The sequence below is a fragment of the Pseudomonas sp. Q1-7 genome (assembly GCF_028010285.1).
In the GTDB taxonomy this organism is placed as follows: domain Bacteria; phylum Pseudomonadota; class Gammaproteobacteria; order Pseudomonadales; family Pseudomonadaceae; genus Metapseudomonas.
Genome location: NZ_CP116304.1, coordinates 4,617,170 through 4,640,417 on the forward strand (window position 1 = coordinate 4,617,170; position 23,248 = coordinate 4,640,417).

Genomic DNA, 23,248 nt, shown 5'->3' on the forward strand with positions numbered 1-23,248 from the left:
GACAGCGGGGTTTGATCTACGCGCTCAGAGTCCCATCACCAGATACAGGTAGCGCTTCAGGACCGCTCGCATCTCGTCGATGTCGAGGTTTTCCACGCCGTCGAGAAGGCCCTGATATTCCATCCGCAGAATGACGGCCGTCAACACCTTGGCGTCTTCGGTGGGTTCAGCCGAACCCAGGACCTGGAAGAAGTGCTCCGCGCCCTGGGAGAGTATCCGGCGATGTGCGTCAGCAAGATTACGCAGGCTGGCGTTGAGCAGCGCTTCCTGGCGGAAGGCGTGTTCGGCCAGGAGCTGGTCACGGTTCTCCTCCAACTGGCTGCGCACATACTGGATGGCCAGCTCCACGATCTGCTCGGTCATCGCCCGGCGCGAGTCGCCGTCGCGGCTGAGTACCGCAGCCATGGCCTGCAGGTCGTCCTCGACGCTGGCCCAGAAGGCCGCCATCACCGCCGAGCTGCGCTCCACGAACTGGGCGAAGGTATCGGTGATGAGGTCATTGATGTCCTTGAAGTAATAGGTGGTGGCCGAGAGTGGAACCTGGGCCTCGGCGGCCACGGCCCGATGGCGCACCGCGCGAACGCCGTCGCGCACGATGATGCGCATGGCGGCGTCGAGGATGGCCTGGCGGCGTTGCTCGCTGCCCTGGCGGCTGGCCTTGCGGCCCTGGTATTTCACGCTTTCGGCGACCGCGCTGGCGACGCGGGCGGCACTGTCACTACGGGACGACGGGTTCAAGACGGGAAATCCTCCGAACTCACTCAAGGTGAAAGTGTTGACCATTTATCCGGCGAATCAATGCCGGAGCCGGCGAGATTGAAACGCTGTCGACCCTGACGAGCGCTATTTAGGAGCGGAGCCGGGGCAAAAAGGTTCGCCCGCCGAACGCCGGCCAAGAAAAAACCGCCCGAAGGCGGCTTATTCCAGAGCCTGCTCACGATCTTGCGAGCTGGAGCCATGCCAGGCAAAAACAGACGAGGAAGCGAAGTTTACGAGCTGCAAGTGAGCATTGCTCGCTTCGCTCGCCCTTCGGGCCGCGCGGGAAAGCGGCCTTCCGAGCCTGTGTTTAACGCAGCGGGGCCGACGCGCAGCTGATCGTGTACGGGTTCTCCATATCGGCATCAAGCCTGCGGCCGCATATGCGGGAACAGGATGACGTCACGGATAGACGGCGAATTAGTCAGCAGCATCACAAGGCGGTCGATGCCGATGCCTTCGCCGGCGGTGGGCGGCATACCGTATTCCAGGGCGTTGACGAAGTCGGCGTCGTAATGCATGGCCTCGTCGTCGCCGGCGTCCTTTTCCTTGACCTGCAGCATGAAGCGCTCGGCCTGGTCCTCGGCGTCATTCAGCTCGGAGTAGGCGTTGGCGATCTCGCGACCGCCGATGAACAGCTCGAAGCGGTCGGTGACGCTCGGGTCCTGGTCGTTGCGGCGAGCCAGCGGCGAGACTTCGAAGGGGTACTGGGTGATGAAGTGCGGCTGCTCCAGCTTGTGCTCCACCAGTTCCTCGAAAATCATCACTTGCAGCTTGCCCAGGCCTTCGTGGCCGAGGACCTTGGCACCGGCCTTCCTGGCGATCTCGCGGGCCTTGTCGAGGTCCTTGAGGTCGGCGGCGGTGATGTCCGGGTTGTACTTGAGGATGGCGTCGAACACGGACAGGCGGGCGAAGGGCTCGCCGAAGTGGAAGACCTTGTCACCGTACGGCACGTCGGTGCTGCCGAGCACGGCCTGGGCCAGCTCGCGGAACAGTTCCTCGGTCAGGTCCATGTTGTCTTCGTAGTCGGCGTAGGCCTGGTAGAACTCGAGCATGGTGAACTCGGGGTTGTGCCGGGTGGAGACGCCTTCGTTACGGAAGTTGCGGTTGATCTCGAAGACCTTCTCGAAGCCACCGACCACCAGGCGCTTGAGGTACAGCTCCGGCGCGATACGCAGGAACATGGCCATGTCCAGGGCGTTGTGATGGGTGGCGAAGGGCTTGGCCGCCGCGCCGCCGGGGATGGTCTGCAGCATCGGGGTTTCCACTTCGAGGAAGCCACGCTCGCTGAGGAAGCGGCGGATGTGGGCGATCACCTGGGAACGCACGCGGAAGGTGTTGCGGGTTTCCTCGTTGACGATCAGGTCGACGTAGCGCTGGCGGTAGCGCTGCTCGGTGTCGGTCAGGCCGTGGTGCTTGTCCGGCAGCGGACGCAGCGACTTGGTCAGCAGGCGCACGCTGGTCATGTCGACGTAGAGGTCGCCCTTGCCGGAACGGGCCACGGTGCCTTCGGCGCCGATGATGTCGCCCAGGTCCCAGGTCTTGACCTCGGCCAGGGTCTCTTCCGGCAGGGTCTTGCGGTTCACGTAGACCTGCAGGCGGCTGGTGCTGTCCTGCAGAACGATGAAGGAACCACGGTTGAGCATGATGCGACCGGCGACCTTGACCGGAATGGCTGCGGCTTCCAGCTCTTCCTTGGTCTTGTCTGCGTACTGTTTCTGCAGGTCCGCGAAGTAGGCGTCGCGGCGGAAGTCGTTGGGGAAGGCGATGGCCGTGGCCTCACGCACGGCGGCAAGCTTTTCCTTGCGCTGGGCGATCAGCTTGTTTTCTTCCTGTTGCAGTTCGTGCTGGTCGAGTTGTTGGTCGCTCATGGTCTTCGGTGGTTCCCGGTTAGGCGTTGCAACGCCTGTTTGAAAAGGTATCGCGTAACAAGGGCTGGCAAGCGCGGCGGCCTTAGAGTCCTTGTTTCAAGCTGGCTTCGAGGTACTCGTTCAGATCGCCATCCAGCACCTTGTCGCAGTCGCTGCGCTCGACGCCGGTGCGCAGGTCCTTGATCCGCGACTGGTCGAGGACGTAGGAGCGAATCTGGTGGCCCCAGCCGATATCGGACTTGGAGTCTTCCAGCGCCTGGGACGCGGCGGTGCGTTTCTGCATTTCCTGCTCGTACAACTTGGCCCGCAGCATCTTCATCGCGGTGTCCTTGTTGGCGTGCTGGGAGCGTTCGTTCTGGCACGCCACCACGGTATTGGTCGGCACGTGGGTGATACGCACCGCGGAGTCGGTGGTGTTCACGTGCTGACCGCCCGCACCGGAGGAGCGGTAGGTGTCGATGCGCAGGTCTGCCGGATTGATCTCGATCTCGATGTTGTCGTCGATCTCGGGGGAGACGAACACCGCGGTGAACGAGGTGTGGCGACGGTTGCCGGAGTCGAACGGGCTCTTGCGCACCAGACGGTGCACGCCGATCTCGGTGCGCAGCCAGCCGAAGGCGTACTCGCCCTTCACATGGACAGTGGCGCCCTTGATGCCGGCGACTTCGCCTTCGGACAGTTCGATGATGGTGGCGTCGAAGCCGTTCTTGTCGGCCCAGCGCAGGTACATGCGCAGCAGCATGTTGGCCCAGTCTTGGGCTTCGGTGCCGCCGGAGCCGGCCTGGATATCCAGGTAGGCGTTGTTCATGTCCATCTCGCCGCTGAACATGCGGCGGAACTCCAGCTTCTCAAGGATTTCGCGCAGGCGTTCGACTTCAGTGGCGACGTCGTTCACGGCGCCTTCGTCGTTCTCCTCGACCGCCATGTCCAGCAGGTCGCGGGAATCGGCCAGGCCGCCGCTCAGGTCGTCGAGGGTTTCGACGATCTGCGCCAGTTGGGCGCGTTCGCGGCCCAGGTTCTGGGCGTATTCGGGGTTGTTCCAGACGTTGGGGTCTTCGAGTTCGCGGTTTACTTCGACGAGACGATCATGCTTCTGATCGTAGTCAAAGATACCCCCGAATAGACAGGGTGCGATCGGAGAGGTCCTTGATGCTGTTCAGGATCGGGTTGATTTCCATGGCGGGAAGCTCTCGCTGGCAAAACTTTCGGAAAAGCCGGCGAGTATACCCGAGTCACCGCATGCCGGCAGCATGCCAGCCGTGATTTGCGCCGATCCGGCGACGCACGGGGCCCATGGCCGCCCTGCCCGTCAGAACGCGGCGTCGGCCACCACCATCGCCACCTGGTTACGGCCGTTGTGCTTCGCCTGGTAGAGCCCCTGGTCAGCCATGTCCACCAGCACCAGCGCGGCCTGGCCGCTCCTGGGCGTGAGGGTGGCGACGCCGATGCTGACACTCAGCACCGAACCCGGCGCCGGGGTGTCGTGGGGAATGCCCAGGGCCTCCACCATCCGCCGCAGCTTTTCCGCCAGCAGGCGCGCGCCGCCCGCCGCCGTGCCCGGCAGGACCATGGCGAACTCCTCGCCGCCGTAGCGCGCCGCCAGGTCGGTGGAACGGCTGCAGGAGTCACGGATGGCCTCCGCCACCCGGCGCAGGGCCTCGTCGCCGGCCACATGGCCGAAGCTGTCGTTGTAGCACTTGAAATGGTCCACATCGATCATCAGCAGCGACAGCTCGCTCTGCTCGCGCAGGGCGCGGCGCCATTCCATGTCCAGGTACTCGTCGAAGTGACGGCGATTGGACAACCCGGTCAGGCCGTCGGAGTTCATCAGCCGCTGCAGCACCAGGTTGGCCTCCAGCAATTGCTGCTGGCTTTCCCTCAGGGCGCGGTAGGCCTCGTCCCGCTGCAGCAGGGCGACATAGGAACGCGAGTGGTAGCGGATACGCGCCACCAGTTCGATGGCATCGGGCAGTTTGACCAGGTAATCGTTGGCCCCGGCGGCGAAGGCGGCGCTCTTCACCGTGGGCTCTTCCTTGGTCGACAGGACGATGATCGGCACATCGCGCAGGGCCGGCACCCCACGGTACTCGGCGAGCAGGCTGAGGCCGTCGACCCCGGGCATCACCAGGTCCTGGAGAATGACCGTGGGCTTGATCTGCAGCGCCACCGCCACCGCCTGCAACGGGTCGGCGCAGAAATGGAAATCGATGCCCGCCTCGGCCATCAAGGCCCGACGCACCGTCTCACCGACCATGGCCTGGTCGTCGACCAGCAGCACCATCGCCGACGGCTCCACCGGGGTCATGTCCGTATGGCTGCGATAGGGGTATTGCATAACGCTCTCCGGGCCCTGGGGCCTGAGGTGAAATTCATCCGAATGCCTCGACCAGCCGGGGCGCGATGCGCTCCAGGGCGAGTATTTCCGCCGCCGCACCAATGGCGGCGGCGGCCTTGGGCATGCCGTAGACAGCGCAACTGGCCTGGTCCTGGGCGATGGTCAGAAAACCGCGTTCGCGCATGCGCTTGAGCCCTTCGGCACCGTCCCGGCCCATGCCGGTGAGCAGCACGCCGATGGCCTCGCCCTTCCAGTGCGCCACCAGGCTGTCGAAAAACACATCGATGGACGGCCGGTACACATGGCTGGTGGGCTCGGCGGTATAGGCCAGCTCGCCATTGCGCATCAGCCGCATATGGTTGTTGGTCCCGGCCAGCAGCACGGTGCCCGGCTGCGGCACCTCGCCCTCGCGGGCCAGGCGCACCGGCAGGCGGGATTCACTGGCCAGCCAGTCGGCCATGCCGGCGGCGAAGACTTCATCCACATGCTGCACCAGCACCACCGAGGCGGAAAAATCACCCGGCAGTTGCTTGAGCAATTGCGCCAGCGAAGCCGGGCCGCCAGCGGAGGCGCCGATGGCCACCAGGTGCCGACCGCCGCGGCGTGGCGGACGGCTCTCGGCTGCGCCACGGCCACGGCTGTCGCGCTGGCCCACGAGCCAGCCGATATTCTGGATCTTGCGCAGCAGCAGGGCCGCTTCCTGGGCCTGGCCGCTGCCGAGCCCCGGGGTGTTCACGGCGTCCAGGGCGCCATGGCCCATGGCCTCGAACACCCGGTGCACGTTCTGCTCGATATCCACGGTGACGACGAGGATGGCGCAGGGGCTGCGGGCCATGATCCGACGGGTCGCCTCGACCCCGTCCATCACCGGCATCAGCAGGTCCATCAGCACCACGTCCGGCACGTCCCTCGCACAGCACTCCACCGCTTCTGCGCCGTTGACCGCGACCCAGGCAATCTGGTGCGCCGGCTCCAGGGCCAGCGCCCGGCGCAAGGCCTCCACCGCCAGGGGCATGTCGTTGACTATGCCTATCCTCACCCGTGCGCCTCCCCGATCAGCATGACCACCGCATCCAGCAACGCCTCGTCGTGGAAACTGGCCTTCGCCAGATAATAGTCGGCGCCGGCGTCCAGGCCGCGGCGGCGGTCCTCCTCGCGGTCCTTGTAGGAAACCACCATCACCGGCAGGGACTGCAGGCGGTTGTCGCGGCGTACCAGGGTGACCAGTTCGATGCCGTCCATGCGCGGCATGTCGATGTCGGTGATGAGCAGGTCGAAATGTTCCGAACGCAGGGCGTTCCAGCCGTCCATGCCGTCCACCGCCACTGCCACCTCGTAGCCCCGGCCGGCCAGCAGCTTGCGCTGCAGTTCGCGCACGGTGAGGGAGTCATCCACCACCAGCACGCGCTTGCGGTGGCTGCCGACGCCCTGCGCGCCGCCGCGGTCGACCTTTTCCAGGCGACCGCTGCCGAGCAGCTTGCCGACCGACTTCAGCAGGTCCTCGACGTCGAGGATCAGCACCGGCCGGCCATCGTCCAGCAGGGCGCCGGCGGACAGGTCCTGGATCTTGCCCAGGCGTGGGTCCAGCGGCATCACCACCAGGGTCCGCTCGCCGATGAAGCGCTCCACGGCCACGCCGTAACAGGCGTCGCGCTCGCGGATCAGCACCACCGGGATACCGGCCTCGTCGCGCTTGCCCTCGGCGCACTGGAGAATCTGGCTGGCCGACACCAGCCCGACGTGCCGGCCCTCATGCCAGAAATGCTGGCGGCCTTCGAGCTGGACGATGTCCTCGTGCTGCAGCCGGGTCATGCGCTCGATGTGGGCCAGGGGGAAGGCGTAGGCCTCGCCGCCTACCTCCACCACCAGGCTGCGCACCACCGACAGGGTCAATGGCACTTCGATATGGAAGCTGGCGCCCTGCCCACGGTGCTGCTCCATGCGCACGCCGCCGCGCAGCTGGCGCACCATGTGCTGCACCGCGTCCAGGCCGACGCCGCGTCCGGACACTTCGGTGACCTGCTCGCGCATGCTGAAGCCAGGCAGGAAGAGGAACGCCAGCAGCTCGTCCTCGGTCATCCGCGCAGCGGTGTCGGGATTGGCGAAACCGCGCGCCACCACCGCATCGCGCAGGCGCTCCAGGTCCACCCCGGCGCCATCGTCGGCCAGCTCCAGCAAGAGCATGCCGGCGTGATGGCGGGCATGCAGGCGGATCACGCCTTCCTCGGGCTTCCCCAGGCGCGCGCGCAGTTGCGGGCTCTCGATGCCGTGGTCCACGGCGTTGCGCAGCAAATGGGTGAGCGGCGCCTCCAGGCGCTCCAGCACATCGCGATCTACCTGGGTGCTGTCGCCGCTGACCTCCAGCCGCACCGGCTTGCCCAGGGAACGGCCGAGGTCACGGACCATGCGCGCCTGGCCGGCCAGCACATCGGCGAAGGGCCGCATGCGCGAAGCCAGCGCCGCATCGTAGAGCAGCTGGGCGCGCTGGCCGCCCTGCCAGCCGAATTCGTCGAAATCGACCATGTAGTCGGCAAGCATCCGCTGGCATTCGCCGAGCAATTGCCGGGCCTCACCGAGCATGGCCTGCGCCTGCGGATCGAGAGAGCCGTCCAGCACCGACTCACGGGCCACGTCCAGGGCGCGGCTGGCGTTGGCCTGCAGGCGCTTGAGGCGGTACAAGGCATCGTTCAGCGGCTTGATGCGCTGGAACTCGACCAGCGATTTGCTGGAGATGTCCAGCAGGTGATCGAGGCGCTCGGCGCTGACCCGCAGCACCCGGTCGCGGGCTTCGGCGCCATTCTCGGCGGGCAGCGTGGTATCCGGCTCGCGGGACGGCAGCGGCGGCTCCGGCGGTGGCTCTGGCGGCGCCTCGGGCAGCGGCGGCGTAGGGATGACCGGTTCGATCAGCCCCCCCGTCGCCGACGCAGGCAGCTCGGCGACCCGGCCCTGCAAGCGGGCAAGCAGCGCCTCGATGGTCTCGCGGCCGGCGTTCTCCGCCCAGTCCGCCTCGTTGCCGATGCGCAACAGCAGGTCGGAACCCTGCAACAGCGCATCAATATTCTCCGGCCGCAGCTGCACATGCCCCTGCCGCGCAGCTTCCAGCAGGTCTTCCATTACGTGGGCTACCTGCACCCCGGCATCCAGCCCGACGATGCGCGCAGCGCCCTTCAGGGAGTGCGCCGCGCGCATGCAGGCTTCCAACTGGTCAGCCTGGGTCGGGTTGCGCTCCAGCACCAGCAACCCGGCGTTGAGCACCTGGGTCTGGGCCTCCGCCTCCAGGCGGAACAGCTCCAGCAACGAGGCGTCGCGCATCTGGTCCGGGGTCATGCCAGGCTCCTTGCCATTGCCTGCAGCAGCAGGCCCTCGTCCAGCAGCGTGATGCTGCGTCCACGCCACTGCACCACGCCCGACGCGAACTGGCGCGCCGCCAGGTCCGGGGTCCGGCCGGGGTCCAGCATCAGGTCCAGAGGAATGCCGTGAATGCCGTCCACTTCGTCCACCGGCGCCACCAGCGGCCCGCCCTGGCTGGCGAGGATCAGCATCCGCGGCACCACGCGGCGTCCACCGCTGGCTTCACCACCCCGCTCGAGGCCCAGCAACTCAGCCAGGGACAGGCAGGCGACCAGGGCACCACGCACGTTGGTCACCCCGAGCAAGGCCAGGGATCGCTGGTGCGGCAGGGAGTGGATGGGGTTGAGGGCCGCCACCTCCGATAGGCAGCGAGTGGCCAGGCCCAGCCATTCCTCGCCCAGGCGAAATACCAGGGTGGAACGGCGTTCGCGGCCATCCTCTCCGGCTTCCTCCGCGTCGGCGGCCGCGTCGTTTTCGCGGATCAGGGCGTAGCGGTCGAGCAACAGCGTCGCGGCCGCCGCGTGTACCTCGCAATTGCGGCAATGCACGTGGACGTCCAGACGTTCGCAAGACTTGTCGCCATGCACGCCGATGCGGTTCCAGCAGTCGTCCACCGCCGGCAGCTGGTCGCTGGCGATCAGGGGCAGGCGGTCAGCGGCCATGGTTGTTCACTCCTCGGCTGGCGCGTTGCTGCAGGCGCTGGGCCCCGGCGCGGTCACCGCGGGCGGCGAGCAGGGCGGCCAGATGAGCCAGCGCCTCGGCGTGCTGGGGCGCCAGGTACAGCGCCTTGCGGTAGTAATCCTGGGCTTCGTCGACCTTCCCCGCCACATCGCTGAGCAGGCCGAGCCAATAGAAGGCATCCGCGCAAGGGCCATGGGCGGCGAGGAAAGCGTCGCAAGCGGCCCGCGCCTCGCTGCTGCGGCCGCTGTTGGCGAGGCTGGCGATCTCCAGCAAGGCGGCCTCCCGATCCGCGGTCACCGGCTGCGCCTTCGGTTGTTCCGGCTTCGGCAGCGGTGGACGCGGGTGCCCCTGAGCCCGGGCGGGAAGCGCTGCGGGCGCAACGGGCGGCGGCGGCAGCACGCTCGGCCTGGCCGGCTTGGCAACGGCCTGGGGCGCCGCATGGCGGAATACGAAAGCCTGTGGATAACCCAGCGGCTGCATGCCCTTCTGGCTCAGCAGGCTGGCTTCGGCGGGACCGATGAACAGGGCGCCCTCCTTCTGCACCAGGCGCTTGAGCACCTCCAGCACGGCGCCCTGGGTCGGCCGGTCGAAGTAGATCAGCAGGTTGCGGCAGAAGACGAAATCGTACGCCGGCTCGCCGGCCAGCAGGCCGGGGTCCAGCAGGTTGCCGCGCAGGAAGCGCACCTTGGCCGCCACCTGTCGGGCCAGGGCATAACCCTCGCCGGTGGGAATGAAATAGCGCTCGCGAAAGCCCAGGTCATCGCCCCGGAACGAGTTGCGCCCATAGACACCGCGACGCGCGCGCTCCAACACCTGCTCGCTGATATCCACCGCGTCCACCTGGAACAGCCCCGGCGCCAAGCCGGCGTCCAGCAACGCCATGACGATGGAAAAGGGCTCTTCCCCCGTGGCGCAGGGCAGACTGAGGATACGCAGGGGGCGGCCTCCGGCCAGCATCGGCAGCCGTTCGAAGGCCAGACGACCGAGGGCGGCGAAGGACTCGGGATAACGGAAGAACCAGGTCTCCGGCACCACCACCGCTTCCACCAGCGCCTGTTGCTCAGCGGGGGAGGCATTCAGCCGGTGCCAGTAAGCCTCCTCGTCGTCGCAGCCGGCGGCCGCGATCCGGTGGCGCACCGCACGCTCGATCACCACCCGGCCGACGGATTCCGCCTCCAGGCCGATGCGGCGCTTCAACAAGGCTTCGAAGCGCTCGATCATGCCGCGCCCTCCGTGGCCGGAAACAGCAATGCGCGAACCTCGTCCGGCAGCAGGTCGGCGACGCGGATGCGCTGCACCAGCCCCTCGCGGTCCTGGTAGACCGGCCCCAGGTAACGCGCGCGCCCCTGGTCCAGGCCATAGTCGCGGAACTCATCCGTTCGGCAGCGCAGGGTGTCGGTGGCCTGTTCCAGAATCAGGCCGAGCCAGCGCGTGCGCCCGTGCAGCGGGTAGTCCACCAGCACCAGCCGGGTACTGGTGCGCACCTGCGCCGGCTGGCCGAAGGCAAGTACGCCAAGGTCCAGCGCCGGCACCGCTACGCCACGATGGACGAACACCCCGGCGACCCAGGGCGGCGCCTCGGGCACCTGCTTCATCTGGCGCAGGGGCAGTACTTCCACCACCTCATGGACATCCAGCGCATAGCGGTCGCCGCCCATGCGGAACTGCAGGTAAAGCCCACCCCTGACGGAGCGCGCCGGGGCGCGGGTTCGATTCGGGCCCATGGCGCCGGCTCAGACCTTGAAGCGGCTGACGCCGGTTCGCAGGCCGTTGGCCACCAGGTTCAATTCGTCGATGGCGGAGCTGGCCTGGCGCAGGGACTCCACCGTCTGCCCGGTGGCGTCGCCCAGTTGCACCAGGGCCTGATTGATCTGTTCGGCGCCGGTAGCCTGGGCCTGCATGCCCTCGTTGACCATCTGCACCCGAGGCGCCAGGGCCTGTACCTGCTGGATGATCTGCGACAGCTGCTCGCCCACCTGCCCCACCTCGGCGATGCCGCGACGCACCTCCTCGGAAAACTTGTCCATGCCCATCACGCCGGCGGACACCGCCGACTGAATCTCGCGCACCATCTGCTCGATATCGTAGGTGGCCACCGCGGTCTGGTCCGCCAGGCGGCGCACTTCGGTGGCGACCACCGCGAAGCCACGGCCGTACTCACCGGCCTTCTCCGCTTCGATGGCGGCGTTGAGGGACAGCAGGTTGGTCTGGTCGGCCACCTTGACGATGGTGGTGACCACCTGATTGATGTTGCCGGCCTTCTCGTTGAGGATCGCCAGCTTGGCATTCACCAACTCGGCGGCGCCCATCACCTGGTGCATGGTGTCTTCCATGCGCGCCAGGCCCAGTTGGCCGGAGCCGGCGAGTATGGAGGTCTGCTCGGCGGTGCCGGAGACCTCGGCCATGGTGCGCACCAGGTCCCGCGAGGTGGCGGCGATTTCCCGCGAGGTCGCACCGATCTCCGTGGTGGTCGCGGCCGTCTCGGTCGCGGTGGCCTGCTGTTGCTTGGAAGTGGCGGCGATCTCGGTGACCGAGGTGGTCACCTGTACCGCCGAACGCTGCGCCTGGGACACCAGGGTCTTGAGTTCTTCGGCCATGCTGTTGAAGCCGGTCTCGATGGCGTTGAATTCGTCCTGGCGCTTGAGGTCCAGGCGAGTGGACAGGTCGCCGCCGCCCATGACGCGCAGGGTCTCGACGATTCCGCCCACCGGCCGGGTGATCGCGCGCATCAGCAGCAGGCCGCAGACCGCCGCCGCCGCAACCGCCAGCACCAGGGCGAAAAGCATGCTGCGTTCGGCGAAGCGCACCGAGGAAACGATCGTGTTCACCGCTTGCTCGCCGCTCGTGCGATTGAATTCAATCAGCTCGTTGAGGCTCTTGCGGCCCGCGCTCCACTGTTCCACCAGCGGCCCCTCGAACGTGGCCAGCGCCTGGCTGCGTTGCCCCGCCTGAAGCTGTTCGAGGATCTGCGCCTGGCGCTTCATGTATTCCTGGCGGATGGCCTGGAAGGTTTCGAACGCCTCATGGTCGGACTCGGCGGTGATGGTGCGGTCGTAGGCCTTGAGCAGGTCCGCGAGCTGGGCGTTGCTGTCGTCCAGGTCCTTGCGGTCGGTTCGGTAGATGACGCCGCTGATCAAGCCGTCGCCGTCGCGCAGCAGCGCCTGGGTACGCAGCAGGTTGTCGGTCCAGCCGCTGCGTGTCTTGCTGATGTAGTACATACCGGGCAAGGCATCGCGCAACACCAGGTCGCCCTCGCGCTCGATATTCCTCAGCTGGATGTAGGACATGCCGGCCATCAACAACATGATGGCGATGATCACCGCGAAACTTGCCTGAATACGCAAGCGAACAGTCCAGTTCTTCACATTCTTCCCCAGTTACCCGTGCCGGAATGATGGCGGCGCACGGCCATTGGCCGGCGACTCTAGTGGCAAGGCAAAGCGCCCGCAAGCGGCGCAGGCAGGCACTTTTATGCCGCCAGAATGCTGGCGGCCCGTGACCTTGGGAGTTTGGCAGAAAGTTGCCGATTTGCAGGAACGCGCCGTACGCGCCACCTGCAACGGGGCACGCACGCGCAGGCAGCAACCTTGGCCGAAGGCCCCTTACTGCACCGCCAGCTCCAGCCGCACCTGCCGCTCCAGCTCGGCCTTGAGCCCCGGTTCCAGACGCAGCTGACGCGCCAGTTCTTCCAGGTAGGCGCGTTCCATGAAGTGCTCCTCGTCCACCATCAGCACGCTGGCCAGGTACATCTCGGCGGCCATTTCCGGCGTGGTGGCGGCACGGGCCACCTCGGCCGGGTCGAGGGGCTTGTTCAGCTCGGCGTCCAGCCAGCGGCGCAGCTCGGCGTCCTGGGTCAGCTTGGCCAGCGCCTCCTCGATGAGCTGGCGTTCGCGGGCATCCACGTGGCCATCGGCCTTCGCCGCCGCCACCAGCGCCTTGAGGATGGCCTGGCTATGCTGCTCGGCCTGCGGCGCGGGCAGGCGGTCGAGGGTGCGGGGCTCGCTTTGCGGAGCCGCCGCCTGCTGCGCCTGCCAGTTGCCGTAGGCCTTGTAGGCCAGCACGCCAAGAGCAGCCAGGCCGCCGTAGGTCAGCGCCTTGCCACCGAGCTTGCGGGCACTCTTGTTGCCCAGCAGCAGACCCAGCGCCCCGGCCGCCAGCGCGCCACCACCGGCCCCGCTGAGCAGACTGCCCAGGTTGCCGTTGCCGGACTTGCCGGCGGAGCGGCCGGAGGATGTCTGCTGGAGCAGGTCCTGGCCGGATTTGAGCAGTTGGTCGAGCAGTCCACGGGTATTCATCGATGAGCCTCCGGGTGAGTCGGTCCCTGTGATCGACCGACTCTAGCCGGAGGGATTCCCGACGGCAGGGGGCAGAGTGCTTCCGGATATTGCGCTGCCGTGCGGTGCTCGTCGTTGCAAGCGAATTCTTTGGAGCGTGGTTTCCCGAGTTCAAGCAGGCGACCAAATCGTAGCCGGATAGAATCCGGGGGCGACGGTGGGAATTTCTCCGAATTTCATTGGGCTACCGACTCTGTAGGTTGGTCCGAGCGCAGTGAAGCCCAACAATCCGCGCATCGCTGGGCTTCGCAGGCTCGGCACCAACCCCCTGCGCCATAAACACGGGCAACGAGATCCCCCACAACCAGGCACGAGGAGCAGACGGTTCGTCCAGGGCCACGGGAACCTTAGCCGGCCTGTGGGCACGGCTGGCCGCTGTCGCAGACCGGTGCGGGGAAATCGACCGCAATGAAGTTCGGCGACGCCGGCAGCGGTCGGCCGCTGGCCGGGTCGAGCTGACGGGCCTTGGCCAACTGGCGGATCAGCGCGTCGCTGGGTTTGGGCGGCGGGACGTTGGCCTCGCGCTCTTGCAACCACTGCAGGGTGCCGTCCCACGGCGGCAGCTTGGCCGGCGGCAGCGGCACGATCTCGTTGATCTCGGGGACCGTGGGATTAGCGTAGGAGTAGTTCCCCAGCACACGCCGAATTCTGTTGTAGCGTTCGGCGCGCTCAAGGTCTTCCTGCTGCCCCAGGTAATACAACTGATCATCTGGTTGTGGACCACGGAACCCATTGCTTAAAAAGGACGCGGAGGAACTATCTCCCGCCGCCACCCCAAGCTGAAAAGCTTCGAGTGCTTCCTGATAGTGCCCGCCACCCGACAGATCAACGCCCAAATCTGTAGCCGCATCGCCATGGCCCTGCTCTGCGGCACAGCGGCGCATCTGCCGGGCAATGTTCGGTGCGATATCGATGGGCGCCAGCTTGTCGGCCACCAGCGCCTGGGCCTGCGCGCTGCCCTCGTCGGCCGCCTTGCGGTAGTAACGCAGGGCCATCGCCTGATCCTCGCGCAGGCCGGCCGCGCCCCGTTGCAGGAAGATGCCGACGAAGTAGTAGCCGGTGGCCACGCCGGCCTCGATCAGTTCCTCGCTCAGGCGCAGGCGCTCGGCGCCACGCACCTTGAAGTGGCCGCGCATGGCGCCGTTCAGCAGGTTGATCGTGGCCTTGTAGTGGCCGTTCTCGGCGGCGATGCGGTAGAGCCGTTCGATCTCGGCGTCCACGCCCGGGTCCTGCTTGAGCTGGTTGTTCTTCTGCAGCCAGCGGGCGTACTTGAACAGCAGGTCGCTGTCCGCCGAGGCTTCGGGGATGCGTTCATGCTGGCAGCTGAAGGCCAGGTCGGCCTTGATCTGGGCGAGCGGGTTCACGGGCGGGGCCTTTTTCAGCTGGAGGCCATGGCTGGCACAACTGGCCAGCAGCAGCCCCAGCAGGGCCAGCGCACCCAGCAGCCGCGACCTAGGCTTCACCGAGCATTCTCCATTCGATCGGGGCTTCGCCCACCGTGATCCGGTCGGGCAGCGGCCAGAGTCGGGGATGGCTTTGCCGAACCACCAGCCGGGGCAGAATTTCGCCCTCGGCGAATCGGCGAATCTCGCCCTCGCGGATGCGGGTGAAGCGCTTGTCGGCCAGCGCCACCGCCTGCCAGTAGCCCGCCTGCGGGCACGGCTGGCCGCTGTCGCAGACCGGTGCGGGGAAATCGACCGCAATGAAGTTCGGCGACGCCGGCAGCGGTCGGCCGCTGGCCGGGTCGAGCTGCCGGGCCTTGGCCAGTTGGCGGATCAGCGCGTCGCTGGGTTTGGGCGGCGGGACGTTGGCCTCGCGCTCTTGCAGCCACTGCAGGGTGCCGTCCCACGGCGGCAGCTTGGCCGGCGGCAGCGGCACGATCTCGTTGATCTCGGGGACCGTGGGATGGGCGTAGGAAGCTCTTGCGAGGATGCGCCAGATTTTTTCGTAGCGCTCGGCACGCTCAAGGTCTTCCTCTTGGCCCATGTAATTCAGTCTGTCCGTCGGGGCCGGTCCACGAAAGCCCTCCTCCAGAAAACCCGCTGATGTTTCATCACCCGCTGCCACCCCCAACTGGAAAGCTTCGAGTGCTTCCTGGTAATGCCCATCGACCTTCAGATCAACACCGAGCGATAAAGCAGCTTTGCCATGGCCTTGCTCAGCAGCACATCGCCACAGTTGCCTCGCGATATCAGGCGCAATATCGCTTGGCGCCAGTTTGTCGGCCACCATCGCCTGCGCCTGCGCGCTGCCCTCGTCGGCCGCCTTGCGGTAGTAACGCAGGGCCATCGCCTGATCCTCGCGCAGGCCGGCCGCGCCCCGTTGCAGGAAGAAGCCGACGAAGTAATAACCGGTGGCCACGCCGGCCTCGATCAGTTCCTCGCTCAGGCGCAGGCGCTCGGCGCCGCGCACCTTGAAGTGGCCGCGCATGGCGCCGTTCAGCAGGTTGATCGTGGCCTTGTAGTGGCCGTTCTCGGCAGCGATGCGGTAGAGCCGTTCGATCTCGGCGTCCACGCCCGGGTCCTGCTTGAGCTGGTTGTTCTTCTGCAGCCAGCGGGCGTACTTGAACAGCAGGTCGCTGTCCGCCGAGGCCTCGGGGATGCGTTCATGCTGGCAACTGAAGGCCAGGTCGGCCTTGATCTGGGCGAGCGGGTTCACGGGCGGGTCCTTTTTCAGGTGGAGGCCATGGCCGGCACAGGCGGCCAGCAAGAGAGTCGAGAGCAGCAGCAGGGTGCGCATCAGTCGAGATCCTTCCAATCGGCTTTGTCGTAAAGGAACTCGACCAGCGGGGTATCGGGCACGCCACTCTTCTTGTCACGCTGAAGTTTCTTGTTGTTTTCTATGATCCTCTCCCAAGCCTTGAACGCCTCTTCAGGATCATCCTGTACGCCCTTCCCAGCGGTATGCAGGTCCCACAGCCGGCGACGCATGGCCTGGGTCACGCTGTACCACTCGTGGAGGATGTTCAGTTCGCTGTCGGCCATCATGCTGCGGCTGTTGATGTTCGCCGAGCCGTGGGTGGTGAGCACGTCGTTGACGATCATCAGCTTGGAGTGGATGTACACCGGCATCCAGTTGCCGGCCGGCGAGTCGGGCGCCACCAGCGAGCAGACGTGCACCTTGAGGCCGGGGATCGTCTCGGGGATCAGTTTTTTGTCTTCGATCGCCTGGGTCTTCCGGTCCAGTTCCGCCTGCCATTTGGCCAGTTCCTGGCGCCCGTGCAGATCGTTGCCGCCATCGGGCCGCGGCTTGGGCGGCATGGCCTGCCTCGCCTCCTTGATCCGCGCGAGCTTGGTGACCTTGGGGATGGTGTCGGCCCGCCCCAGGCTTTCCAGCATCCGCTGGGTGTTGACTGTGCCGGCGCCGATGCCCTCATCGGTGGCATTGGTGACCACGAACAGGTGCAGGGCGCCGTGCTTGATCGGGTCGCGCCCTTCACGGGTCTGGTCCTTGGCCGCCTGTTTGATCGCCTCGGCCAGGGGCGGCCAGCGGAAGTACTGGTTTTCGATGTAGATGAACTGGGTCGCGTTGTTGACCGCCTTCAGGTAGCCCGCCTGGATGTCGAGCACGGCGTCGGTCTGTTGCGCCTGGGTGCGCAGGAGCTGCGACATCTGCAGATTGCCGTGCTCCCGGCGCGGCTTCAGTTGCTCGGCCACCTCCTCGGCCTTGCGCGACGACAGCAGGTCCTCGCCGGTTTCCTTGGTCCAGGCCGTGGCGAAGTTGTGATGCAGGTCCTTGAGAATCATCCCGGTGACCTGGCAGGAGATGTCCTGGCGCGGCAGGGCGCCGCGCGGGCCACGATGCGGCGCGTGGGTTTCGGCCCGGGGATTCTTCGGATCGGGGCGCTTGAGCGCCGAGTGCTGGTCGGTATCCCAGTACTCGTCGAGCAGGTTGTGGCCCATGACGAAGCCGATGGCCTGCTCCGGCAGTTCGTAATCGACCAGCACGCTCTTCTGATGGTGCGTTACCGAGCCGGCCATGACCGCGCGAGCCTGCCAGGCGAGCCCCGGGTCGAGGCGCTTGCGCTTGAGCTGGTAGGCAATCTCTGCGCGTTCGGACAGGCTGAAGCCACGGCTGACGAACAACGGGCGACCGGCGTCCGCCAGGGCGCCCGCCTGGTCATCGGCAACCGCGTGCGCCGTGAACCACTGATGATCGTATTCGTGCTGCTCGTCGGTAGCGGTTTGTCCGGCCCGGTCAGCGATCCCGCCTTTGCCCGGCAGGTTGGCCTCACCGAGATACCCGGTTGCGTTCAGGGGCATTTCCCAGCCGAGGATGCGCACCTGGACGCCGGCCTTGGCCTTCGCCTTGAGCAGCTCGCCGATGCAGCGGTCGTCGCTGCCATCCCGGATCAGGTGCATCGACGGCTGGAACCCCCAGCAGATGATGTCGACCGAACGCTGGGCACCGGCAATGGCCTGGTGCACCGCGCGGAAGGTCTCTTCGCCATTGATCAGCGGCTTGTAGGTACACACCCGTGGCGGGTATTCGCTCTGGCACACGAACCAGGGAAGGCACAGGGTCGCCTCCTGGGTATGCCGCAGCGCAATGGGGACGACGATTACGGGATGACGGGCGTTGGCGGGCCTCATGCGGGGTCTCCTTCTTCGCGGTGGCGGACTTCCAGCAGGGCCGCATAACCGACGCGGTGTTCGGTGTGCCCCGTTCCGGTATTGATCTGGGAGGGATGCTGCTGCGCGGTGGTCATAGTGTTCTCCGCCACAGACTCCAGCCCTTGAGTGCTTCCGAGCTGATGACCAGTGCCAGGAACAACAGGCCCGGCAGTTGACCAGCCAAAAGCAGGAGCGGAGATATGGAGGGGGAAATGAAGAACAAGCGCAGCGGAATTTGCGCAAACCCCAGGAGTCGCGTGGGGCGATACCCCAGGAGGAAGCCCACAGCGGTGATTGCAATCGAGAGCTGTAAGCACCAGGCAAGCAGACCAACACTCGCGAGCATGCCCCCGACCTGTTCGCTTTGGCCGAGGATGGCGAGCAGGTCGGTCAGGTAGGGGGTCCGCTGTGACTGCACACTTCGCACGCTGTACCAAGCAAGCTGGAGCAGGTCCAGCACGCCCCATAGACGGAGTGTCGTGGTGCTGGAGAGGGTCATACCGGCGCTTCCTTGGTTTCATAAACCGAATTGGCGGTAGCGTTGCCCACCCCATCCTGATTCGCACTCTCGCCGTCCACCTGCCCGCCTTGCACAGGGGCATTCAAGAGTGCTGCGTAGAGATTGCGGTGTTCGGTGTGCCCCGCTCCGGTATTGATCTGGGCGGGGTGGTTCTGCAGGCCGCGATTGGCCAGCTCTCCCTGTTCAGGATTGCGGTATTCGCCGGGCACCGGAAGCTCATAGCTCAGGCCGTTGGCCAGCACGATGCGGTACCCCTGGGTGACCACCTGGTGGTCGAAGGCCAGGCTCCCGGTCTGGTCCATCACGCCCTGCTGGAGCGGTGCGCCATCGGCGTACAGCGTGTAGGGCATGCCCGCCCAGGTTCCCAGCGGGGTGTTGGGGGCCTGGGGCACGTGCAGGTGCAGCCGCTGCGCGGATTCCAGTTTCGGATACTCGGGATGGGTGGCCTGCATGCTCGCCGGCTTCTGGTAGTCGAAGTCAGCTGACTTGACCAGGTAGTCGCCCTGGGTGCCGGATTCGATGCTGCTCGCGTCGAGGCTGATGTAGCTGCCGCCGGCGTTGAGGATGATTTTCTTCTTGGCAGTGATGTGGATTTCGTCTTCGCTGCTGACGATGTCCAGGCCGTGGCGGGCGAGCAGTTCCAGGCGGTCGTTCTGCGCCTGGATCCGTACCGCGCCCTGGTTGGCGATGAGTTTCATCCCCAGCTTGCGTACGAACAGGCTCAAGCCTTCGCCCACACCGATGAACAGGCGCTTGACCACGCTCACGGCGGCGTCGTGGCCGGCGTTGGCGATGAGGTTGCGTCCGGCGGCCAGTTGCAGGTGCTTGCCGCTGGCAAGGGCGATGCCCTGTGGCGCGCTGAGCAGCGCGACGGCCGCCTTGAGCTCGTCGACCTGTTCGCGCATGAAGGCGAGTTGCGCCTGCACATCCGCTGGATCGGCCTGGGCGCGCTGGGCATCGGTGGAGAGCTGCTGCATCTCCTCGCCGGCCTGCTGCAGGTGCGCGATAGCCTCCTGCATGGCCAGGACCTGGCCTTGCGCACGCGGTTGCTCCTCGGCGCTGATGAACAGCCCCTTGCCGGCCCGGATGGCGCCCCAGCCATCGGTGCGCAGTTCGAAGCCTTCGCCGCGGCGGTTGGGGTGGGGCCGCTGGCCGTCCACCAGGTGGCCGAGGTTGAGCTGGCTCTTGCCGCTGTGTTCGGTGCTGAGCTTGATGTGTTCCCGGCCGCGGGTGTCGTCCATCCGCAACTTGTTGTTGGCCGGGGTGCGCAGGACGTTGCGCTTGTAGTTCTTCAGGGTGACGAGGTCGGGGTGGCGGCTGTCGTGCAGGGCGAAGGCGATGTAGGGCCGGTCCGGGTCGCCCTGCTCGAAGGCCACCGCCACTTCGGTGCCCTGGATCAGCGGCAGGTGCAGGCCGTGGGTGTCGCCGGCGTAGGGCCGCGCCAGGCGCAGCCACAGGCTTTCCCCGCCGGCGGGCCAGCTGTCGCGGTCGAAGAGGAAGTTGACCTTGTAGCGGCCTTCCAGGTCGATGTGGCCGTAGCGGTCTCCGGGCTGCGGGCTGGTGACGCGCGCCGGAAGGGTGCCGGCGATCACCGGCTTGTCTTTCAGCTCCGGGCGGAAGCAGATGTGGTCGGCGTAGGGGATGGCGTCGAAGCTGGCTTCGAAGCTGCGGTCGCGGGCGGCGGTGGTGGTCAGTTGGGTGATGACGGCGCCGTCGGCGAAGGCCGCCGGCGCGCCGCCGTCGATCCGCAGCACCTGGCCGGGCGCCAGGGCGGCGCTGCTGGTGACACCGGTGAGGTGGGTCTGGGCGTTGAGGTAGCGTTCGTGGCGCAGGCGCGCATAGAAGTAGCCGCTCTCGCTCTGCAGGTCTTCGTCCTGGTCCAGGGCGTCGCCCAGCGCGGTGTAGGGCTCGGCGTAGTGGTAGGCCTCGCCGTAGGTGGTCGTGTCGCCGCGGGTCTGGTCGACCTCGCCTTCCAGGTAGGCGTCGACATCGCGCGGGTCATAGGCGCGAAAGTGCAGCTGCCGCTCCACCACGCGGTGGCTGGATTGCAGCTGCCACACGGCGTCCTGCCCGCTGCTGGTGCCGGAGGGCGGGCGGTACGGCAGGCGCACGTCGAACTGGTAGTTGCGCTGGTCGTCGTGGAACTCGACGACGTCGATGCTCAGGCGCTCGTCGGTGGTGAAGCGGTACCAGATGCCGACCTCGGCCAGCAGGCGGTCGATGAACCCGAGGTCGCTTTCGCCGTACTGCATCACCTGGTCGCGCCTGGGGTACTCGCGCTTGAGGTCGAAGACGAAGTCCTGCCCCTGGAGGGCATGCCGGCTGCGCAGGATGCTTTCGACGATCTCCGGCACCGACTGGTGCTGGTAGAGGCGGTATTGCCGGCCCTGTTCGAGCAGCGCCAGGCGCGGCCGCAGGATGACTTCGTAGCGGGCTTCGTCGTTGGAACCGGAAAGGCGGCGAAAGCCCGTGATCACCCCGTGCAGGGTGCGCAGTGGCTTGACCGGCGGCAGGCTCAGGCCGGCGAAGGGCAGCGGCGTGGGCGGCGGCAACAGGCTGAAGCTGGCCGCCCGGCCGAGCAGGCGCGCGGCGGGGAGGTCGCGCTCACTGGAGGTGAATTCCACGGTGTAGCGGAAGGGCTGGCTGAGCGCCTCCTTGCCCTCGAAGGCGAGGACGTCGAGCGGGGCGTCGAGGTCGTAGACCCGGAGCCGGTGGCGGCTGTGGTCGAAGAAGGGGCGGAGTTCGGCGAGCATGCGTAGGGCCTCCTGGCGCGGCATGGGCCCAGGAGAATGCCGACCCGACTCAGGGGGCGGCTATCGGTCAGATTCAGAAGGAACGCTTGAAAAGGAGCTTCTTCGTGCAGGGAGAGAGGTAGGTGCTGGAAGGGCATTTCCGACAGACGCCGGAATCAGGCGGGGGAGAACTCGTTCGCCAAGGGATGCGCAGCATCTCCCGTCAGTCCGGAGGACGGCCCTGCGGACCGGTTCGCGAATAAATTCGCCCCCACAATAACGCGGTGCGCAGGGTGAACCACACGTCAGCGTTTCACCCTGCTGCCGGCTACCTATGGATATCCACATGCCGTGTTTCGCGCAGGAAGAACAGCGCGCACAGCAGGCTGCCACCGGTGATCAGCACCGGGTACCAGAGGCCGTAGAAGATATCGCCGGTGTACACCACCAGGGCGAAGGACACCGTGGGCAGGAAGCCGCCGAACCAGCCGTTGCCGATGTGGTATGGCAGGGACAGCGAGGTGTAGCGGATGCGGGTCGGGAAGAGTTCCACCATCAGCGCCGCCAGCGGGCCGTAGCAGAGGGTGGAAATCAGGATCAGGACGAAGAGGATGGCGATCACCATCGGTTTGTCGATCTGCCCGCTGTCGGCCTGCTGGGGATATCCCGCCGCCTTCACCGCCGTGCCCAGGGCCTCGGCGTCGAAGCCGCGGATTTCGGTGTCGCCGACCTTCACGACCAGCTCGCTGCCGGCCGGCGCATCCACACTGGCATAGGGCAAACCACCTTTCACCAGGAGGGTCTTGGCCCTGTCGCAGGGGCTGTCGAATTTCGCCTTGCCCACCGGATCGAACTGGAAGGTGCAGGTGACTGGATCGGCGATCACGCTGATGGGTGCCTGTCGGCTGGCCTGGTCAATGGCCGGGTTGGCGTAGTAGGTCAGCGCCTTGAACAACGGGAAGTAGCACAGGGTCGCCAGCAACAGGCCCGCCAGCAGCACCGGCTTGCGGCCGATACGGTCGGACAGCCGGCCGGCGACGATGAAGAAGGGCGCCCCCAGCACCAGGGCGACGATCAGCAGGCTATTGGCCGTGCCGCCGTCCACCTTGAGTACCTGGGTGAGAAAGAACAGCACGTAGAACTGCGCGGTGTAGAAGGTCACGGCCTGCCCGGCGTTGATGCTGAACAGGGCGGTCAGCACCACCTTCAGGTTGCTCCACTGGGTGAAGGACTCGCGCAACGGCGCCTTGCTGCACTTGCCCTCGGCCTTCATCTTCAGGAAGGCCGGCGACTCGTGCATAGACAGGCGAATCCAGGTGGAAATGCCCAGCAGCACGATGGACAGCAGGAAGGGCAGGCGCCAGCCCCAGGTCTCGAACTGGTCGCCGGTCAGTTCCCGACAGGCCAGGATCACCACCAGCGAGAGCAGCAGACCGAGGGTGGCGGTGGACTGGATCCAGCTGGTGTAGCTGCCGCGCTTGTTCGCCGGCGCATGTTCGGCGACGTAGATCGCCGCGCCGCCGTACTCACCGCCCAGGGCCAGGCCCTGGAGCATGCGCAGGCTCACCAGGATGATCGGCGCCGCCACGCCGATGGAGGCGTAGGTGGGCAATAGGCCCACGGCGAAGGTGGACAGGCCCATCAGCAGGATGGTGGCGAGGAAGGTGTACTTGCGCCCGATCATGTCGCCCAGACGGCCGAACAGCAGGGCGCCGAAGGGGCGCACCAGGAAGCCGGCGGCGAAGGCCATCAGGGCGAAGATGAAGGCCGTGGTGTCGTTGACCCCGGCGAAGAACTGCTTGCTGATCACGGCGGCGAGGGCGCCATAGAGGAAGAAGTCGTACCACTCGAACACAGTGCCGAGGGACGAAGCGAAGATCACCTTGCGCTCCTCCCGTGCGCTGGTCGCAGGGAGGTCCTGGGAAGCGGTCGTTACGTACTCGGTCATTGCGGCTCTCCTGCCCCTCGTGAGGGCTTTTGTTGTTATCCGGTACTTCCGTTGTCAGCCTCGACCACCGCGGCGCAGGCGCCGCGCGATGCTGGGTATCAGGGGCC

17 protein-coding genes are annotated in these 23,248 nt (G+C 66.4%); all 17 read right to left on the bottom strand.

All coding sequences use genetic code 11. The features are described from left to right. Nucleotides 1–24 precede the first annotated feature (24 nt). The 17 genes from PJW05_RS21435 to PJW05_RS21515 all read right to left on the bottom strand — a co-directional run bounded on the left by PJW05_RS21435 (nt 25) and on the right by PJW05_RS21515 (nt 23,141). Complete coding sequence (locus PJW05_RS21435; RefSeq protein WP_271408964.1) at nt 25–738, bottom strand: TetR/AcrR family transcriptional regulator; 714 nt, start codon at nt 736–738, stop codon at nt 25–27. A gap of 383 nt (nt 739–1,121) precedes the next feature. Continuing rightward, entirely contained in the window at nt 1,122–2,627 is a 1,506-nt protein-coding gene (lysS, locus tag PJW05_RS21440) for a lysine--tRNA ligase (protein ID WP_271408965.1), read from the bottom strand. Nucleotides 2,628–2,709: 82 nt separating this feature from the next. Beyond that, nucleotides 2,710–3,805 (bottom strand): peptide chain release factor 2 gene (gene prfB / locus PJW05_RS21445; RefSeq protein WP_271408966.1). Its coding sequence is split into 2 segments (ribosomal slippage): nt 2,710–3,732 and nt 3,734–3,805, totalling 1,095 coding nucleotides; the frame shifts between segments, so codons are not numbered across the junction. Between the two features lie 131 nt (nt 3,806–3,936). Next, entirely contained in the window at nt 3,937–4,962 is a 1,026-nt protein-coding gene (locus PJW05_RS21450; protein WP_271408967.1) for a response regulator, read from the bottom strand. Nucleotides 4,963–4,996: 34 nt separating this feature from the next. Next, nucleotides 4,997–6,001: a chemotaxis response regulator protein-glutamate methylesterase gene (locus tag PJW05_RS21455; RefSeq protein WP_271408968.1), complete on the bottom strand. Its 1,005-nt coding sequence runs from the start codon at nt 5,999–6,001 to the stop codon at nt 4,997–4,999. Beyond that, the gene (locus PJW05_RS21460) at nt 5,998–8,289 is read right to left on the bottom strand and encodes a hybrid sensor histidine kinase/response regulator (RefSeq protein WP_271408969.1); all 2,292 of its coding nucleotides are present in this window, start codon (nt 8,287–8,289) and stop codon (nt 5,998–6,000) included. The genes PJW05_RS21455 and PJW05_RS21460 overlap by 4 nt, the downstream gene beginning before the upstream one ends. Next, complete coding sequence (locus PJW05_RS21465) at nt 8,286–8,975, bottom strand: chemotaxis protein CheW (RefSeq protein ID WP_271408970.1); 690 nt, start codon at nt 8,973–8,975, stop codon at nt 8,286–8,288. The genes PJW05_RS21460 and PJW05_RS21465 overlap by 4 nt, the downstream gene beginning before the upstream one ends. Further along, entirely contained in the window at nt 8,965–10,215 is a 1,251-nt protein-coding gene (locus PJW05_RS21470) for a CheR family methyltransferase (RefSeq protein ID WP_271408971.1), read from the bottom strand. The genes PJW05_RS21465 and PJW05_RS21470 overlap by 11 nt, the downstream gene beginning before the upstream one ends. Beyond that, the gene (locus PJW05_RS21475; protein WP_271408972.1) at nt 10,212–10,718 is read right to left on the bottom strand and encodes a chemotaxis protein CheW; all 507 of its coding nucleotides are present in this window, start codon (nt 10,716–10,718) and stop codon (nt 10,212–10,214) included. Before PJW05_RS21475 ends, PJW05_RS21470 begins: the two co-directional genes overlap by 4 nt. A 9-nt stretch (nt 10,719–10,727) precedes the next feature. After that, complete coding sequence (locus tag PJW05_RS21480) at nt 10,728–12,359, bottom strand: methyl-accepting chemotaxis protein (protein WP_271408973.1); 1,632 nt, start codon at nt 12,357–12,359, stop codon at nt 10,728–10,730. 237 nt (nt 12,360–12,596) lie between these two features. Then, the gene (locus PJW05_RS21485) at nt 12,597–13,289 is read right to left on the bottom strand and encodes a tellurite resistance TerB family protein (RefSeq protein ID WP_271408974.1); all 693 of its coding nucleotides are present in this window, start codon (nt 13,287–13,289) and stop codon (nt 12,597–12,599) included. A gap of 386 nt (nt 13,290–13,675) precedes the next feature. Beyond that, a complete protein-coding gene (locus PJW05_RS21490) occupies nt 13,676–14,791 on the bottom strand; it encodes an SEL1-like repeat protein (protein WP_442969185.1) in 1,116 nt (371 codons plus the stop codon). Further along, nucleotides 14,781–16,067, bottom strand: coding sequence for an SEL1-like repeat protein (locus PJW05_RS21495; protein WP_271408975.1), 1,287 nt, complete (start codon nt 16,065–16,067; stop codon nt 14,781–14,783). Before PJW05_RS21495 ends, PJW05_RS21490 begins: the two co-directional genes overlap by 11 nt. Next, nucleotides 16,067–17,920: a phospholipase D-like domain-containing protein gene (locus tag PJW05_RS21500; RefSeq protein ID WP_271408976.1), complete on the bottom strand. Its 1,854-nt coding sequence runs from the start codon at nt 17,918–17,920 to the stop codon at nt 16,067–16,069. Before PJW05_RS21500 ends, PJW05_RS21495 begins: the two co-directional genes overlap by 1 nt. A 112-nt stretch (nt 17,921–18,032) precedes the next feature. Beyond that, on the bottom strand, nt 18,033–18,440 hold the full coding sequence (locus PJW05_RS21505) for a hypothetical protein (RefSeq protein ID WP_271408977.1): 408 nt from the start codon (nt 18,438–18,440) through the stop codon (nt 18,033–18,035). Continuing rightward, nucleotides 18,437–21,214 carry a type VI secretion system Vgr family protein gene (locus PJW05_RS21510; RefSeq protein ID WP_271408978.1) on the bottom strand — a complete coding sequence of 926 codons (2,778 nt, stop codon included), beginning with the start codon at nt 21,212–21,214 and terminating at the stop codon, nt 18,437–18,439. The genes PJW05_RS21505 and PJW05_RS21510 overlap by 4 nt, the downstream gene beginning before the upstream one ends. Nucleotides 21,215–21,521: 307 nt before the next feature. After that, nucleotides 21,522–23,141, bottom strand: a complete 1,620-nt coding sequence (locus PJW05_RS21515) for an MFS transporter (RefSeq protein ID WP_271408979.1) — start codon at nt 23,139–23,141, stop codon at nt 21,522–21,524. Nucleotides 23,142–23,248 lie beyond the last annotated feature (107 nt).